This window comes from Risungbinella massiliensis (genome assembly GCF_000942395.1).
In the GTDB taxonomy this organism is placed as follows: Bacteria; Bacillota; Bacilli; order Thermoactinomycetales; family Thermoactinomycetaceae; genus Risungbinella; species Risungbinella massiliensis.
On the sequence record NZ_LN812102.1, the window covers coordinates 41,239 to 56,820 of the forward strand.

15 protein-coding genes are annotated in these 15,582 nt (G+C 38.2%); 9 read left to right on the forward strand and 6 right to left on the reverse strand.

Annotation, left to right across the window (positions count from 1 at the left end):
* Positions 1-127 precede the first annotated feature (127 nt).
* A complete protein-coding gene (locus tag VJ09_RS00610; protein WP_044639798.1) occupies positions 128-742 on the reverse strand; it encodes a YkyA family protein in 615 nt (204 codons plus the stop codon).
* 356 nt (positions 743-1,098) lie between these two features.
* On the opposite strand from VJ09_RS00610, the gene VJ09_RS00615 reads away from it, so the two are divergent.
* Positions 1,099-1,830 carry a DnaD domain-containing protein gene (locus tag VJ09_RS00615; RefSeq protein ID WP_052807145.1) on the forward strand — a complete coding sequence of 244 codons (732 nt, stop codon included), beginning with the start codon at positions 1,099-1,101 and terminating at the stop codon, positions 1,828-1,830.
* 127 nt (positions 1,831-1,957) lie between these two features.
* Complete coding sequence (locus VJ09_RS00620) at positions 1,958-2,800, forward strand: alpha/beta fold hydrolase (RefSeq protein WP_052807146.1); 843 nt, start codon at positions 1,958-1,960, stop codon at positions 2,798-2,800.
* 52 nt (positions 2,801-2,852) lie between these two features.
* Here the strand turns inward: VJ09_RS00620 and VJ09_RS00625 are convergent, their stop codons facing one another.
* Positions 2,853-4,088, reverse strand: coding sequence for an MFS transporter (locus VJ09_RS00625; RefSeq protein WP_044639800.1), 1,236 nt, complete (start codon positions 4,086-4,088; stop codon positions 2,853-2,855).
* Between VJ09_RS00625 and VJ09_RS19070 the strand changes: the two genes are divergently transcribed.
* Positions 4,083-4,127: a hypothetical protein gene (locus tag VJ09_RS19070; protein ID WP_407689981.1), complete on the forward strand. Its 45-nt coding sequence runs from the start codon at positions 4,083-4,085 to the stop codon at positions 4,125-4,127. The genes VJ09_RS00625 and VJ09_RS19070 overlap by 6 nt on opposite strands.
* A 337-nt stretch (positions 4,128-4,464) precedes the next feature.
* Here VJ09_RS19070 and VJ09_RS00630 read toward each other — a convergent pair whose 3' ends face one another.
* Positions 4,465-5,847: a UDP-N-acetylmuramoyl-tripeptide--D-alanyl-D-alanine ligase gene (locus tag VJ09_RS00630; protein WP_044639801.1), complete on the reverse strand. Its 1,383-nt coding sequence runs from the start codon at positions 5,845-5,847 to the stop codon at positions 4,465-4,467.
* Between the two features lie 174 nt (positions 5,848-6,021).
* On the opposite strand from VJ09_RS00630, the gene VJ09_RS00635 reads away from it, so the two are divergent.
* The 3 genes from VJ09_RS00635 to VJ09_RS00645 all read left to right on the forward strand — a co-directional run bounded on the left by VJ09_RS00635 (position 6,022) and on the right by VJ09_RS00645 (position 8,772).
* The gene (locus tag VJ09_RS00635) at positions 6,022-6,876 is read left to right on the forward strand and encodes a cytochrome c oxidase assembly protein (protein WP_044639802.1); all 855 of its coding nucleotides are present in this window, start codon (positions 6,022-6,024) and stop codon (positions 6,874-6,876) included.
* A gap of 93 nt (positions 6,877-6,969) precedes the next feature.
* On the forward strand, positions 6,970-7,314 hold the full coding sequence (locus VJ09_RS00640; protein WP_044639803.1) for a c-type cytochrome: 345 nt from the start codon (positions 6,970-6,972) through the stop codon (positions 7,312-7,314).
* A 162-nt stretch (positions 7,315-7,476) separates the two neighbouring features.
* Positions 7,477-8,772: an ArsB/NhaD family transporter gene (locus tag VJ09_RS00645; protein ID WP_044639804.1), complete on the forward strand. Its 1,296-nt coding sequence runs from the start codon at positions 7,477-7,479 to the stop codon at positions 8,770-8,772.
* Positions 8,773-8,816: 44 nt separating this feature from the next.
* On the opposite strand, the gene VJ09_RS00650 is transcribed toward VJ09_RS00645, so the two are convergent.
* Complete coding sequence (locus tag VJ09_RS00650; RefSeq protein ID WP_044639805.1) at positions 8,817-9,749, reverse strand: DMT family transporter; 933 nt, start codon at positions 9,747-9,749, stop codon at positions 8,817-8,819.
* A gap of 74 nt (positions 9,750-9,823) precedes the next feature.
* Positions 9,824-11,062 carry an MDR family MFS transporter gene (locus VJ09_RS00655; protein ID WP_044639806.1) on the reverse strand — a complete coding sequence of 413 codons (1,239 nt, stop codon included), beginning with the start codon at positions 11,060-11,062 and terminating at the stop codon, positions 9,824-9,826.
* Between the two features lie 196 nt (positions 11,063-11,258).
* On the opposite strand from VJ09_RS00655, the gene VJ09_RS00660 reads away from it, so the two are divergent.
* From VJ09_RS00660 to VJ09_RS00670, 3 genes are read left to right on the forward strand one after another with little or no spacing between them, the layout of a single operon-like run.
* Positions 11,259-11,843, forward strand: a complete 585-nt coding sequence (locus VJ09_RS00660; RefSeq protein WP_044639807.1) for a TetR/AcrR family transcriptional regulator — start codon at positions 11,259-11,261, stop codon at positions 11,841-11,843.
* A gap of 28 nt (positions 11,844-11,871) precedes the next feature.
* Complete coding sequence (locus VJ09_RS00665; RefSeq protein ID WP_044639808.1) at positions 11,872-13,386, forward strand: FAD-dependent oxidoreductase; 1,515 nt, start codon at positions 11,872-11,874, stop codon at positions 13,384-13,386.
* Between the two features lie 29 nt (positions 13,387-13,415).
* Positions 13,416-13,793, forward strand: coding sequence for a YunG family protein (locus VJ09_RS00670; protein WP_044639809.1), 378 nt, complete (start codon positions 13,416-13,418; stop codon positions 13,791-13,793).
* A gap of 38 nt (positions 13,794-13,831) precedes the next feature.
* On the opposite strand, the gene VJ09_RS00675 is transcribed toward VJ09_RS00670, so the two are convergent.
* A complete protein-coding gene (locus tag VJ09_RS00675) occupies positions 13,832-15,553 on the reverse strand; it encodes a YhgE/Pip domain-containing protein (RefSeq protein WP_044639810.1) in 1,722 nt (573 codons plus the stop codon).
* Positions 15,554-15,582 lie beyond the last annotated feature (29 nt).

Below are 15,582 nucleotides of genomic sequence, written 5' to 3' on the forward strand. Positions count from 1 at the left end.
AGGGGAGTATGAAAAAGTCGACAAAAACATGTCGGCTTTTTTGTTATGAAAATCAACAAAAAGGCTGTGTAGCATATTTGTCTATGCTACACAGCCTAGTTTATCTTATGTTTTCTCAGGTGTTTTCTTATTCTACACCGGTACCAGTTGCTTTTCTGGAGAACTCATCCCAAGATTTGTTGAACTGGTCAATTGTTTGTTTTAACTTATCGTTTAAGGTAGTTAACTCGGTGTTCAATTGATCATACACAGCATCAGAAGGAGGTTCTTTCCCTTCTGCAATTGCTTTGAAAGCAGTTTCATCGGTGGTAATCATTTTTTCATAACCAGCTGCAAAGTTTAGCTCTGCATCAATGGAAGTTTTGAAATCAGCCAAGAAGGTTTCCGCTAATTGTTTAATTTCAGGATCTTCTAATTTAGCTGATTTTGCTTGAAAGTCAGGGACTTGTTTGCTTACTCTTTCTAATTCCGCTTTGTAATCGGTTGAAATTTTTCTGATTTCTGTTAGTTTTGTATTGATTTGATCCAAAACTTGTTGATTTGGTTCATTCATCGATTCAGACAGAGTGTTGATTTCGCCATAGAGTGTATCGATTTTGTCGCTTGCTTCGCTATTTTTGTTCAGAGCGAGTACTGCTTTGTTCATCTCATCTGCCAATACTCCAGCATTGTAGTAGTCTGCAAAAAGAGAGCAACCAGATAAGACAAGAACTGCTGCGAAGACCATAAGTAACTTCTTCATGAGTAATCCGTCCTTTAGTTATATAGTTAGATAAGTTCAATAGAGTTCTATTGTAAATATTTTTTAATCATTATACAATATATAAATTTAATTAATATAATAATATATTTTTACAATAAAGAAGGATTATGATAAAACGATGAAGAAAGCAACTTCGAAAATAACAATATATTCTTTTTTGGTATATTTTAGGGAATTAGTATGATGATTTTTAAGTTCACAATTTTCCTATATTAGCATCTTTTAAATCAATCGTTTTGCTTTGTCGTGTGCAATTTCTGCTTTTTTTCATAATGCAAGTCTATTTTTTCCCCTTTCATAATTGTATAGTAAGTAGTTGAAAGAGGTGGAGGAACATGGAACAACGCGATGTATCTTTGAATCAACCCCTTGTACACCTTCTTCGAGAGGGTTCTCTGGCTATTCCGACGATTCTATTGACGGAGTATAAACGGATTGATTTGAAGGAAGAGGAAGTAATGTTACTCCTTCAAATCATGATGTACAAAGAGAAGGAACAAGTGGAGTTCCCAACCATCGATCAGTTACAAGAACGGATGAATCGAACGCCAGAAGAGATTATGATGTTGATCCAACGGTTAGTCAATGGTGGATATTTAAAGATTGAGGTTGAAGAAGACAACGGTATTAGAGCCGAACGTTTTTCTACAGACCCTTTACTTATGTTACTTGCAAACTCTTTTCAAGAACGATTGGAACAAAAAAAGCAGGTGACACAAAACGAAGAGCAGGTCTATCAAAATATTTTTTCTCTTTTTGAACAAGAGATGGGGAGACCACTCTCACCTTTTGAATGTGAGCAGTTAGGAAAATGGTTAGATGTGGACCAATATAATGAAGAGCTAATTGTAGCAGCGCTTCGTGAAGCTGTTTTCTGTAACAAAGTAAGTGTTCGATATGTAGACCGAATACTATTAGAATGGCACCGTAATAATGTGCGTACACCAGATGATGCGATAGAATATTCTCGGAAGTTTCGTAAACAGGGTGTACTTTTTCAACGTGAAGAAGCAGAATCTAGCACGGATACCGAAACGTTTCCATTATATAATTGGGTGAATCCATAATAGAATAGTAGATAATAATTGAGAAACTCTCCTGAATTAGGAGGTTTTTTCTTTTGGTTCGACAAATTTAGATTAGTAGCTCCTCTTAAGGAGAGACTAGATAAATGAAAAATATAGTGAGGTTCGAATGAAGGCTACTTATCTAACGAGTCGTGGTGTTTTAGAGTATCGGTTGTTTGGGGATCCACAGGGAGAAGTGATCCTTTACTTTAGTGGTGCACATGCTGATTGCAATACAGTAGTAGGGGACCAAGATTATCTCATAAGGCATGGTTATCGGCTTTTGGTTCCATCACGCCCAGGATACGGTAATACAGCTGTTCAAGTGGGGGAAAGTTCAGAAGTATGGGCAGATTCTTTGATAGAGTTACTGGACTTTTTAGAGATGGAAAAAGTGCATGTTATCGCGTTTTCTGCGGGGGGAAGACCAGCTGCGCAGTTTGCTGGATGTTACCCCAATAGGGTTAGAAAATTACTCTTTTTATCTGCTGTCAGTATAGAGGAATGGCCTGGAGAGACGAATCGTTCTCTTGCTCCTATTTTGTTCAACCAACCAACAGAAAAATGGGGATGGAAATTTTTATACTGGATGATCAAGAACTCCCCGAGGAGTGCGTTTCGTTTTGTAATGATGTATTTTTCTACCCTACCTTATTTTGAGATCAAACAGCGTATTAGCCTTGCGCGTCGAAGAATGCTGTACCGCTTTTTGCTCAGTCTTCATGCTCAGCCAGATGGCTTTCATCTAGACCTACAACAATCAAGTGGGGATATGTCCCGGATTCAAGCTCCAACACTGATCATTCATAGTAAATATGATAAAAGTATCGGCACTGAACATGCGGTTCACTTGGCAATGCAAATACAAGGAAGTGAATTATATTGGACTGAAGCAGAGCATCATGTACTATGGTATAGCAGTCAATTAGAAACAATTCGAGAACGTATTAGCGAATTTCTTGCAACTTAGGATAAATAAAAAAAGGCTCCTCTGTTTTAATATTACAGAGGAGCCTTTTTGGTTAGTTGGTAGAAGTGGCTTGGGCTTCTTGTTTTGATTGAGTAGTGGAAGATCGGGTAAGAGGCACTATGACCAAGACACCAGCTAAGAATAATAAGGCGGATAGATAGTAAAGTACTTCTAGGAACCAAAGTTGTTTCAACATTCCAGATAGACTCATGGTCAGTACCATCGCCCCAGTAAAGAGTGGAGTAAGAATTCCATTGACTCTCCCTACCACTTCCGACTCGGTATTTTGTAGAATCATGGTATTGATCCCGATTTGAATAAAGGGTAAGAAGAGACCATTCAGTAGTTGAATGGGGAGGATCAACCATAATTCTTTGGTCAGAACAATACAAACAGTGCAGATAGTACTCAGCGACATACCAAGTACCAGCATCATGGCAGGTTTTATTTTTTTACTAACTGCCATGGCAAGCCCACCCCCTAGGATCATGCCTATTCCACTTGCTGTTAAGAGCCATTGAAGATATTCTTTTGGTAATTCGAGTCTTTCGGTAACTAGGAAAATCCCTAAAGGTTGAATTAAACCCACTGCCAAACCAGCTAAAAGGAAGCAAACACCGAGTAGAGTGAGAATCCGTTTAGAAAGAACATAACGTATTCCGGCTGTCATATCCTGACGCAACGTACTTTCCGTTTTCTCCTTCTGAGACTCAACATCACGTGGTAGGAGGAGAAGCGAGAGGGCAGATAACAAGAAGGCGGCTCCCATTACGACAATAGAGATTTGAATACCAAAGCTTTGATAGACAAAGGTTCCCAAGATAGGACCTAAGATCATAAAGATGGCAAACATTGTTTGGTAAAGTGACATCCCTGCTTGAAGATGCTCATTTGGTACATGAATCTTAAATAGTTTCATCCCAGCTGGTTGTGAGAATTGAGAGAGAGTTGCTGAGAAAAGTAATGCCAAAAAGACAGCACGCCAACCACCCAATAATAGAGCAGGAAGTACTAGGAAGATGGAGATTGCACTTAAAATATCACACCATATCATAGTGTTTTTTGGTCTCCAGCGATCTGCTAAGGCACCTCCGAGAAAGGAAAATAAGAAAATGGGACCAAATTCAGCTACGGAGATCATCGAGACAGCAAAGGAATCTCCTTTGGTAATTTCCATTACATATAACAAAATAGAAAAGTTTCGTACCCAAATCCCGATTTGAGCAAATAATCCTGCTAATAAAATGGATTGGACGAATCGATTGCGAAATAGAGTTGTTGTTTGCAAAATAGGTTACCACCTTTCCATGTGTGTTCAAAACAATAAAAAAGCTGTGAATGCAGAAGCACCCACAGCTGAGCAGACGGGATCATAGCAAAGAAACTTTGCATGGTTCCATCTAAGCTATACATTGGGACACTTTCGAGCAACTCAAAAAACACAAAGGTTTTCCTTTGCTCGATTCCTGTAATCACAGGATCTGCATTCTTTTTCTCTTTCTCAAAAAAAGAGGTTAGAATACCAGAATAGTGCCCATTGTGTAGTTAGATACCACCTTTTTTTAAAAGTTAATTGCTTACATAATATAGTTCATTTTTAACAATAATGCAAATGTTTATACTTATATTCCACATTTATAAAAAACCACCTCCTTGGGAGATGGTTAACCAAATTTTCGAATTTGAGATACGATTTTTTCCAAATGTAGTTTTCGCGATGCTTTGAAGTAAATTAGGGAGCGAGGAGTGGTTGTTCTCAAGAGATGGGTAACCACTTGCTCATGTGAAGAATAGGAGAAGACTCTATTTCGTGGCATGCCATTTTGGATTGCGGTAGAGGCGATGATCCTTGCATTGGGACCAATGGTAACCAATTGGTTTACGCCTAGCTTGGCAATGTATTTTCCTACACTTTGATGGGCTATCGGACTCAGCTTGCCTAGTTCAAGCATATCTCCGAGAACCGCAACAGTAGTTCTTCCCTTACTAACGTTTTTTAGAACTTCTAATCCTGCTTTCATTGCAGTGGCATTCCAAGCATCATTAATTAAGATTCGCCCTTTTGGAGTAGATAAGAATTGAAGTCGCATTTTGGGTGTCTCAAAGCGAGCCAACCCCTTTTGAATACTGGGGTAGGGAATTCCCATGGCACGAGCGACACCGATTGCTGCTAAGGCGTTATAGACGTTGTGTTTTCCGAAGGTTGGAATAAAAATGATGTGCTGTTGACCCTCAGCTATAACTTTAAAATTCATGCCGCTATTATGATAGGTGACATTGGTAGCTCTAATCTCCGCGGGTTGATCAATACCAAACCGCAAAAGTTTACCATTGAATTTTGCTACGGATAATTTACGTGAGCGAAGATCATCTGCATTTAACAATAAGACTCCACCTGGTCTTACACCATCAACCATTTCTTGTTTTGCTTTTACGACATAATCTAAACCACCCAAATTTCCAGCGTGTGCTTCTCCCACATTGGTAACTACTCCGATATGCGGTCGGACAATATTACATTGTCGTTTGATATTGTTTAGAGAGTTCATTCCCATTTCTAGAAGAAGTAAATTATGTTGGTTTTCGATACGAGAGAGATATCCTGGCAGATAGGATGCTGTATTTAAATTACCTGCAGTTTGTACAATTCGGTAGTGCGAGCGCAAGATAGACGACACCATCGCAGTAGTAGTAGATTTTCCGGCACTACCTGTTATTCCGATCACCCGTAGTTGATGTTTGAATTGGTTCCAATTCCATAGCCCAATACGCCAAACTGCACCCATTGTATTTTGTACTCTTATGATCGGGATCCTTAAACCAAAGCTAGACACTCCAATTGGTAAGATAAGTGCTTTCGGGCGAGTTAGCCGAAGTGCTTTGATTTGATTTTCCCATTTACTAGATTTGGAGTATATATATATATGATGAGGGCGCAAATGCTTATATTTGCCATGATTAATAAAGGTGACAAGTGTGTTGGGGTTGCCTGATTCTAATTTTCCCCCGACGATTTTGGTGAGTGTTCCGAGGGTAGTTGCTTTCACATGAATTCCCTCCTAAGTGCCCATTTCCCAAGTTCTAACAACATCCTATTCAAATAGAGAATAGAGGGGCTGGGTATTCACCTAGAATTGGAAAGAAAGTTTCACAAATCGGGGAAGGGAAAGGGAATCAATGTGGTAATATGAAAAAAGTGTGAAACCGAAAGGGGATGCACCATGACAACGAAAGAATTTTTTCAATTGTTTTGGTATGCCGAGAACTGGGATCTGACACTGAATTTGATCTTTATAGGTATTTCGGTAATTTATTTGCTTGCAACAGGTCCGTTTGTTTCCAAAATTCCGGGAGCAGAAGTGGTACCAGTTCGCCAAAAAGTATTTTTTCTCTTCGCGATGATCATTTACTATACGGCGTTGGGTAGCCCAATCAATCTACTCGGTCATGAATTATTCAGTATGCATATGCTTCAGATGTCTATTTTGTTTATTGTACTTCCGCCTTTTTTGTTATTAGGTATTCCTGCTTGGATGATTCGACCGTTATTTCGATTTAAAGCACTTCGTGCAGTAGGTTCTTTTTTGACCAAACCATTGGTCATTCTGTTTGTCTTTAATGGATTGATCTCGCTGTATCATATACCAGTTGCGTTTGATGCCATTATGGAGAGCCATTTATATCACAATGTATCTCATTTTGTGCTTCTACTCGGGGCACTTTTCATGTGGTGGCCTGTTATTTGTCCTGTTCCAGAGTTGGATCGAGTGAAGCCATTACATAAACTAGGTTTTATTTTTGCGAATGGAATACTCCTAACTCCTGTATGTGCTCTAGTCATGTTTGCAGATCGACCACTTTTTGAGCTCTATCAAGAAATGTCAACAGTAGCACCGATTATGCCCCCTATAGACGATCAACAACTCGGCGGGGTAATAATGAAGATTGTTCAAGAGATTGTCTATATCAGTGCGATTGGAATCGTATTAGTTCGATGGATGAGAGAACAGCGACAACAAGATGAACAGGAAACACAGGAATGGAAAGAAACACAACAAAAAGTAGTATCTGTCTAACGGAGGTTTCCTGAAATATCCTTATGGATGTGTAATTTTGGGGAGACTAGAATGTTACAATGAATTTCGAAATAGAGAAAGGAATGAGAGCAAATGAAAAAATATTGGTTCTCTCTCATTGGTGTAAGTTTGCTACTCTTGACAGCATGTGGTCAAAGTTCGGATACTCCATCAGAGGAGACGAAAAATGGGTCTACTAACTCTTCGACCACCCAAGTGACAGGAGCTGAAGCGATTGCCAAGCAAAACTGTACCCGTTGCCATGGTGGAAACCTACAAGGTAGCTATGGGCCTAATCTCCAACAAATCGGTGCGAAGTATAATAAAGAACAACTACTAGGTGTTCTAAATAACGGAATAGGTTCGATGGGGCCTCAAAAGCAGTTGAATGATGCACAAAAGGAAGAGCTAGCTACATGGTTGGCTGAAAAGAAATAATGATTAAAAAGAAATTATTGTTAAAATGAAATAGTTATATGGAACGTTTTGATTTTTTGTGATATCCTAGAAAAAAACCAGATATTGCTTTATCGGAGGAGCCTGCCATTTAGGGGCTCCTTTTTGCTGTTTCTGGAAATAATTAGGATATGGAGGGGTTTTATGTTTGATGTATGGTTGACAGGTGGTATCTTTGTATTCATTTATGCACTTATTATTGCGGAAAAAGGAAGTCGTGCGGTTGTTTCATTGTTAGGAGCCTCGGCTTTGGTGTTGGCAAAAGTGCTGGAACTACACGAAGTTCTGACTCATTATATTGAGTGGAATACGATCATCCTATTGATCGGGATGATGCTCATTGTGCATATTACGAATCAAACAGGAGTCTTTCAATGGGCGGCTTTGCATATAGCAAAATTGGTGAAAGGAAGCCCTAAGCGCTTGTTTTTATCACTAATTTGGATGACAGCCATTGCTTCAGCATTATTAGACAATGTCACCACGGTTTTGCTAATGGTTCCAATCACTTTTTCACTCACAACACTATTGAAGCTAAATCCTATTCCGTTCCTCATCTCGCAAATTATTGCCTCTAATATTGGTGGAACTGCCACACTGGTAGGAGATCCTCCTAATATCATGATAGGGTCTGCTAATCCTCATTTGTCTTTTGGCCAATTCCTTATTCATTTAGGGCCGATCTCTTTGATTATTATGCTTGTCTCCTCTGCTTTACTCCTTTATATATATCGAAAAGAATTAGCTACTAAGCCAGATTCTGTCGAAGAATTGATGAAGATGGAGCCAGGAGATGCTCTAAAAGATCCCATTTTGTTACGTAAATCGCTCTGGGTTTTAGGTCTTACTTTACTTGGATTTTTGCTACATTCCATTCTTCATATCGAGGCCTCCACGATTGCCATGACAGGAGCTATGGTCTTGATGGCAATTGGGGTTCCGTCAAATAAAGTGGAGAAGACGATTGGTGCTATTGAGTGGGAAACGCTCTTTTTCTTTGCTGGTCTTTTTGCCTTGGTAGGAGGTCTAGAAGAAGTAGGAATTCTAAGTGCACTTGCCACCCAACTGATCGTAGTAACAGGCGGTGATTTTTTCTGGCTATCTACGCTGATCTTGTGGGTTTCCGGAATTGCTTCTGCTACCATCGATAACATTCCATTTGTGGCTACGATGATCCCGCTCTTACAGGAAGCTGCCAATGGGCTTGGAGTTGCAGTCGATTCAGCTCAGATGAACACTCTTTGGTGGTCGCTTGCTTTGGGAGCTTGCCTTGGAGGAAATGGTACCATTCTCGGGGCTTCGGCTAATTTGATCGTGGTAAGTGCTGCGAACAAACGTGGTGCGAATATTAGTTATTGGGAATTTCTTAAAGTAGGAGCACCTATTACCTTAGTATCACTTGTGCTTGCTCATGCTTATGTGATTTTGCGGTACTTCTAAATGAAACAAAAGGACCCCTTCCAAAAATAGAAGGGGTCCTTTTGTCATTGTCCACTTTTATTGTTTTGTGTTTCCCATATTATTGCGTTATCTTTATTTTTACTAGCAGGTAAAGAAATATTAACTAGGATTACACCGAGTAATATAATAGCTGTTCCTACATATATGGTGGATCCAAGTTTTTCATTGAAAATAACATGACCCAAATATAAAGCAATAATAGGCGAAATGAATAAATGCCCACTAGCTTTGGATGCATCCCAGTTTTTTATCAAATACATATAAATTGCGATGGTAATGCTAGATCCAACAAAAGATAAATAAAGCAGAGATGTAAGGCTTACACCTGAAAAAGACCTTGCTCCTTGTTCGAACAGTAAACTCGTAATAAAAAGTGCCATCCCCGCAATCAACATCGCTACCGAATTTAGATTCAATATGGAAACCTTTGAGAGAGTAGGTCTGACTACAATGGTGATAATAGCTGTTGCAATCATTCCTAAAATGACGAAAATCATCGCTACGAAACTAATCCAACTTGCATCTACTTGCAGTTGGTTCCACAAAAGTACTACTAATCCCACAAACGATAGAGCAGCTCCAATAAATTGATTCAATGAAATATGTTTTTTCTCATAAAAATATTCTATTATTAGCAAACTGATCGAAATGGTAGATGCTAACACAGAGATAATTCCACTGGAAAGATATTGAGTTGCCCAGTACACAATTCCAAAAGGTAAGCTGAAATAAAAAACACCGTACAGAAAAGCTATTTTTAGGTATTCTATTTTAAAATCCCATTTCCTCATAACAATAAGAATGATTCCTACAGTAAAACCGGCTATCAGAAATCTCATGGATGCAGACCATAAAGGTAAACTACCCTGAAGTCCGATTTTCTGAGCACCCCATGTTGTTCCATTGACTAGACAGATGATCAAGAACAAACCCCAATAAAGCCCAGTATTCTTCATGAATATACCCTCCACACTATTTACGTCTGTTTAAAACCGATGATCTCATTAGTAATTTCATGTAATTCTCTAGGTTAATGACTTACTCTCACATTAGAACCAGTATGGTTGTTTTTTTGGAAAGTGAGCCGCCATTTCGCCATTACGAGAAAAGGAATACCTAACAAGGTCAGCACCAAAAGGGAAGAAAATATAGTGATCGGATGTTTTATCCCAAAGTGGTCTAATAAAAATCCCCCAATAATAGGTGCTAGTACATTACCTAATTGTGTAAAGCCTAACGTTCCAAAGTAGGTTCCTTTTAGCTCTGATTTGGCTATCGTATCGACAAACAAATCAATCATAGTGAATGTTAGAATTTCACCAATTGTGAAAGCAATGACAATCACTATGAGAGCTAAGCTATTTTTGGTGATGGAAAAGCTAACCAGACTAACCGAAATAAATAGATTCCCCAAGATTAACGAGTTGATTGGAGAATATTTTTTAGCAATATGGACAATTGGATATTGAAGAATTAAGACAGCTACTGCATTTAGTGATAACATGTATGAAAAAAACTTGGTTCCATTTTCAAAATCAGGAAGTAAAGAAAAATATTGTGGTAAAGTCGAAGTGAATTGACCATATCCAAAGACACAGAAGATGGTACCAATAATTATAAATAAAAACACTTTGTCTTTCTTGGTCATTTGAAAAGCATTTCGCATACTTATCGATTCTGCAGAGTTATTTTGTGTAAAGGCTTTGGGATATGTATGAAATTGATAGATAAAAACCATTCCATAGAGGAAGTAAATAATAAAAGCAATCATAAACGGAAATGTGGTTTGAGAAGATCCTAGCATTAGACCAATGAAAGGGCCGAATACTACACCCAAATTGATAGCAGTGTAGCGAAGGTTAAAGACTAGTAACTTCTGTTCGTTCTGGGTTATATCTGATAATAAGGCACGCGAAGCTGGTTCAAATAAAGAACGACAAAGTCCGTTTAAAGCATTGACAAGAAAAAAGGATAAGATAGTTTGACTAAATGTAAAACCTAAAAAAACGAAAGACCATCCAAAAATAGAGAGAAGGATCATCTTTTTTCGGCCAATTCGGTCAGATAAATAACCGCCGTAGAAACTTACTATAATTCCGATTAAGGAGCTAATGGCGATCACAAGTCCTGTTTCAAAAGGTGTTGCATGGTGGACTTTAATTAGATAGATAGCTAAAAAAGGAATACTCATAGAAGTAGCCATTCTACCAAAAATAGTTCCAATAATAATGGTCCAGCTGATTGGATGAATATTTCTAAGATGTTTCATTTGGTTTCCCTCGATTACAACTTAGTATTTGGATAGATGCTATTTGCATTTTGTAAAATAATAATATTATTTCATAATTGTATAATATAAATCTAGCCTAAATATTTAATTTCGTGATTCTTATTGACAGGATTCAAAGTTATTATTATATTTCATTTAGTAAGTACTTAATAAATGAAATTATGGAGGAATTTCATTGACTAAGACTACTCGTCAGAAACAAGCGCTTGAAACACGCGAAAAGCTATTAGGTGCTGCTCTTCAATTGTTCTCTCAAAAAGGATTTAAAGAAAGTACAGTAAAAGAGATTGGCAAACAAGCAGGGGTTACGGATGGGTTGATTTATCATTATTTCCGATCAAAAGAAGAGCTTCTTTGGGCTGTTTTGCAGAAGTACACGATTAATCGTCCCTTGTATCAATCCCAATTCGGTATCGATGCAACAAAATCTTTAGAAGATCAACTAGTTAAATATTTTGAGTTAATGTTTAAACACTTATGGGAGCAAAAAAATTTCGTTGTCATGTGTTTTGCAGAATCGCAACGAAATCCGAAGATTCATGAACAACTTTTAAGGATTATTCAACAAGGTTGCCAACAGCTAACGGATTTTATCCGATCAAGAGGAAATAAGAAGGAAGTTGATCAAATAACGATACAAAACCTAATTACTTCTCAATTTTTCTATTTCATTATGTGGGATCGCTTTGCAGATAATGAGATGGATCGAACCAACCATATAGAAAAAAGTGTTTCAGATTTTGTTAAAGTGATCTCATAATGGATCAAATAAAGAGGTGGATAATCGATTGGATCGAACTGAAAATCGAGTACTTATTGTTGGTGGAGGGCCAGTTGGTCTCATCCTTTCTCTAGTATTAGCTCGTTATAAAATCTCTTCTATTATTTTAGAAACAAATACTCAACCCACCACAAGAGATGAATCAAGAGCTATTACTTGGATGCCAAGAGGGTTAGAACTTTTGAAATGGTTAGATTTAATAAATAAGTTTCAGGAGAAGGGCGTTTTGCGTTTAGTACATCAATTTGAAGACCAACATAAAAAGCTTCTAGAATGGTCTTTCAAAGGAATTGAGTCACCTTTTCCATATTCACTCCAGCTACCACAACATGATACAGAGGTAATTTTGGAAAAAGCCGCATTAGATACAGGTTTAGTCGAAATTAGGCGAGGACACCAAGTATTAGAGTGTAGTCAAACGGAGGAATATGTCAGGGTAACTGTGAAAAGTAAAGACGAATGCTATCAACTTTCTTCCCCCTGGGGTGTAGGATGTGATGGTGCTAAAAGCAGTATTCGTTCAAAATTAGGGATTGAAAAAACTTGGCGTGATTATGGTATGAATTCAGCAGTAGCGGATTTTGAATTAGATTGCGACTTGCCAAATAATATCTCCAATATCGTATTGGATCCAAAACGTCCTTATGGATTTTTTTATTTTGCACCAGGTCGTTGGCGCCTTATCTATCGAATTAATAACGATGAAAGTCGTGAAGAAGCCATAAGTGAGTATTTTGCTCGAAAGTTGATTCAAGAAAAATTGCCAAGTGCTAAAATTGAACGGTTCTTATGGGCTAGTGCCTTTCGTTTAGGTCAAGGGCAAAGTGCCACTTACATAAATGGAAGATGGTTATTAGCTGGAGATGCTGCTCATGCAATGGGACCGTCAGCAGGTGCAGGAATGATGGTAGGTGTTTTAGGAGCTTGGCGTTTAGGTTGGCGTCTTGCGCTTGTAATACAAAATCACTTAGATCCTATAAAATTACTTGGAGACTATTCTAATGAACAAAAAGCCGCAGCTAATGAAATACAGGATAATAATGCAATGATATTTCGGAATATGGCAGTACGAAATAAGATGTTAGCCGCAGGCCGGTCTTTTATGCTAAAGACTCTTTCCAACTTTGCTGCTTTTGGAACGAGAGCTATGGAACGAGAGGCTTTATTACAACAAGCCTTACCAGTTGCTAGAGCAGTAGATCATTATATACCCGAAAAGGGTATGTCCTTACAAAAACATGGAAATTGGCAAATAGGGAAACGTGTACCTTATTTAATAGGAGAAAATGATTTTCATCCATCAAATAGTAACTTGCTCGAACATACGATCATTTCCATTGGGAAGTATGACCTTGAAAAGGAGAAATTTAAATTTCAATCAATTTACCAAAAAATAAATATTCCAATTCATAACTCTCTTATCTTGCCTTGTGAAAGATCTGGATACCGGAATCCGAAAGAAGATTATGTATTTGCATTAGTAAGACCAGACCAGCATGTTGTTTCTATTTTTAAAGTTTAACTGGTGACAATCTACAGAGGGAGCAGATTATGAATAATTTAGAATTGAACATATTGGAATTGAAACATGTCTTACAGAGAGTGTGGTCCATTAAATCGAGTTCGAAATGGACTCCTCAAAATCCAGCCAAAGGACAGTGTGGAGTGACTGCGTTAGTGGTACATGATATTTTTGGTGGAGAGATCATGAAAACGAATACTGTAGGAGGTTGGCATTTTTACAATCGAATTAACGGTGAGAATTATGATTTAACTGAATCTCAATTTTACGAACCTATAAAATATATGGATGTCCCATCTAATCGCGAGGAAGCATTTCTAGATACCAATCAAACCCAATATGATTACTTATACCAAAGTGTTCATTCCTATTTTCAAAAGAGCGTAACTATGGAAAAACCCCTCTAAACATCATAAGAGGGGTTTTATTTGCAGAAATCTGGAATTTACTGAAGAGATGAAGATGCAGTAGACTTCTTTTTCTTTCCTAGGTAACCAAGAATAGCAGACCCAATTAAAAACAACACCAATATCCCAAAATCTCGATAAACCATGTTGAAATTCCCAGATGAGATGATGTTCCGTAATCCTCCCACTGCATAGGTCATTGGTAAAAAGGGACTAATGGACTGGAAAAAGCGGGGAACTAGTTCAATAGGATAGGTTCCAGCACTTGAAGTAAGTTGTAACATAAGTAAAATAATCGACAAGAACCGTCCTACATTCTGTAGAGTAAGCGTTAGCATCTGGTTAATGGTCATAAACGTCCAAGAGATCAAGATGCTAAATCCAAACAATAGGATTGTAGATTGTGGTGTTATTCCAAGGCCCATAGTTAAGACAGATAGGCTGATAATCGCTTGCAGTGCTCCTACGAGGTAACTTGTAGGAAGGGAGATAGTTTCTTTCTGTAGTAATGTAGGGACACCATATAGATCCAACACAGTATAGAGGATCATCGAACCAACCCACAGAGAAAGAGAAATAAAATAGGGTGCAAATCCTGTTGCATAATTAGGGACAGGATGTATTGATTCGGTGTGTACACGAATGGGATCAGAGATAATACTTTCTTTTGTTGGTAGATTCAAAAGAGATGCTTGTGCTTGTTGGACGCCTTTTTCTAAGCTTGTCGCAAGTTGCGTCTGACCTTGCCTGATCTGTGTTAGTCCCACTACCAATTGATTTGCTCCTGTTTGAAGTTGCTCGATTCCGGATACTAGCTTTTTTGCTCCATCATCTAACTGTTTTACACCAGTGAATAAGTTATTAGGAGCCTGCAAAAGTTGGTCTCCTTTTTCTAATAAGGATCGAGCTTTTTGCAACTTTTCAGCTACCTGTAATGTTAAGCGTGGATGGGGTTCTAACTCTTGAACACGTTGATTGATCTCTTCGATTTCAGTTAGTAGTTGCAGGACTTGTTTGAGATCGATTTGGTCTGCTGCGTTTTGTATTTTCTCTGTTGTTTGTTGTACATTACGATGCAGTTTATGGATTCCTTGCTGAAGACGTTTGCTTCCACCTGCTAGTTGTTTGGTTCCATCTGCAATTTTTTTCGCGCCACTTTCCGCCTTTTTGGTAGCTTCCGCTAATTTTTTTGCTCCATCGGCTGCTTTTTGAAGTTCTCCTGTGCTACTGACAACTTTACTAAAGATTTTTTCAAGATAGGTGAGGGTGATGTTTTTTTCTACACTACTTTCCAGTCTTGAAACAATCGACTCTCCTAATCTTCCTGAGATATAGTTGGCACTTTCATTTGAGTAATAACGGATTTGTGCACGAGAAGGCTTATTTGTGGTTAAAGAAGATACTTGTTCTGAGAAAGTTTTGGGAATCTCTAATCCAAAGTAAAAAGTACCCTCTCGAAATCCACGTTGCATCTCCTCCATTGTGACAACTTCCCATTTTATATTACGTTCTTGATGGAGGCGGTCTACCAGGTCTTTCCCAAGATCGACTTTTTCATTTTGTATTGTTGCTCCTTGATCTTCGTTTACGATTGCAAAAGGGAGATTCTCCAGTTTCTCATAAGGATCAAAAAAGGCAACGAGATAGATGTAGCTGTAGACAAGTGGGATGACAATTACTCCGAGTAAACCTACTCGTATTGTACGATGAGCAAGTAAGGAACGAATTTCGTTCCAGTAATGGTAACTGGGTTTGGCCATTAAAAGAGTTCCTTTGTATAGTAGTCTGT

Coding starts and splice junctions, on each gene's coding strand:
- VJ09_RS00610 (WP_044639798.1), bottom strand. CDS start 742: ATGAAGAAGTTACTTATGGTCTTCGCAGCAGTTCTTGTCTTATCTGGT.
- VJ09_RS00615 (WP_052807145.1), top strand. CDS start 1,099: ATGGAACAACGCGATGTATCTTTGAATCAACCCCTTGTACACCTTCTT.
- VJ09_RS00620 (WP_052807146.1), top strand. CDS start 1,958: ATGAAGGCTACTTATCTAACGAGTCGTGGTGTTTTAGAGTATCGGTTG.
- VJ09_RS00635 (WP_044639802.1), top strand. CDS start 6,022: ATGACAACGAAAGAATTTTTTCAATTGTTTTGGTATGCCGAGAACTGG.
- VJ09_RS00640 (WP_044639803.1), top strand. CDS start 6,970: ATGAAAAAATATTGGTTCTCTCTCATTGGTGTAAGTTTGCTACTCTTG.
- VJ09_RS00645 (WP_044639804.1), top strand. CDS start 7,477: ATGTTTGATGTATGGTTGACAGGTGGTATCTTTGTATTCATTTATGCA.
- VJ09_RS00650 (WP_044639805.1), bottom strand. CDS start 9,749: ATGAAGAATACTGGGCTTTATTGGGGTTTGTTCTTGATCATCTGTCTA.
- VJ09_RS00655 (WP_044639806.1), bottom strand. CDS start 11,062: ATGAAACATCTTAGAAATATTCATCCAATCAGCTGGACCATTATTATT.
- VJ09_RS00670 (WP_044639809.1), top strand. CDS start 13,416: ATGAATAATTTAGAATTGAACATATTGGAATTGAAACATGTCTTACAG.
- VJ09_RS00675 (WP_044639810.1), bottom strand. CDS start 15,553: ATGGCCAAACCCAGTTACCATTACTGGAACGAAATTCGTTCCTTACTT.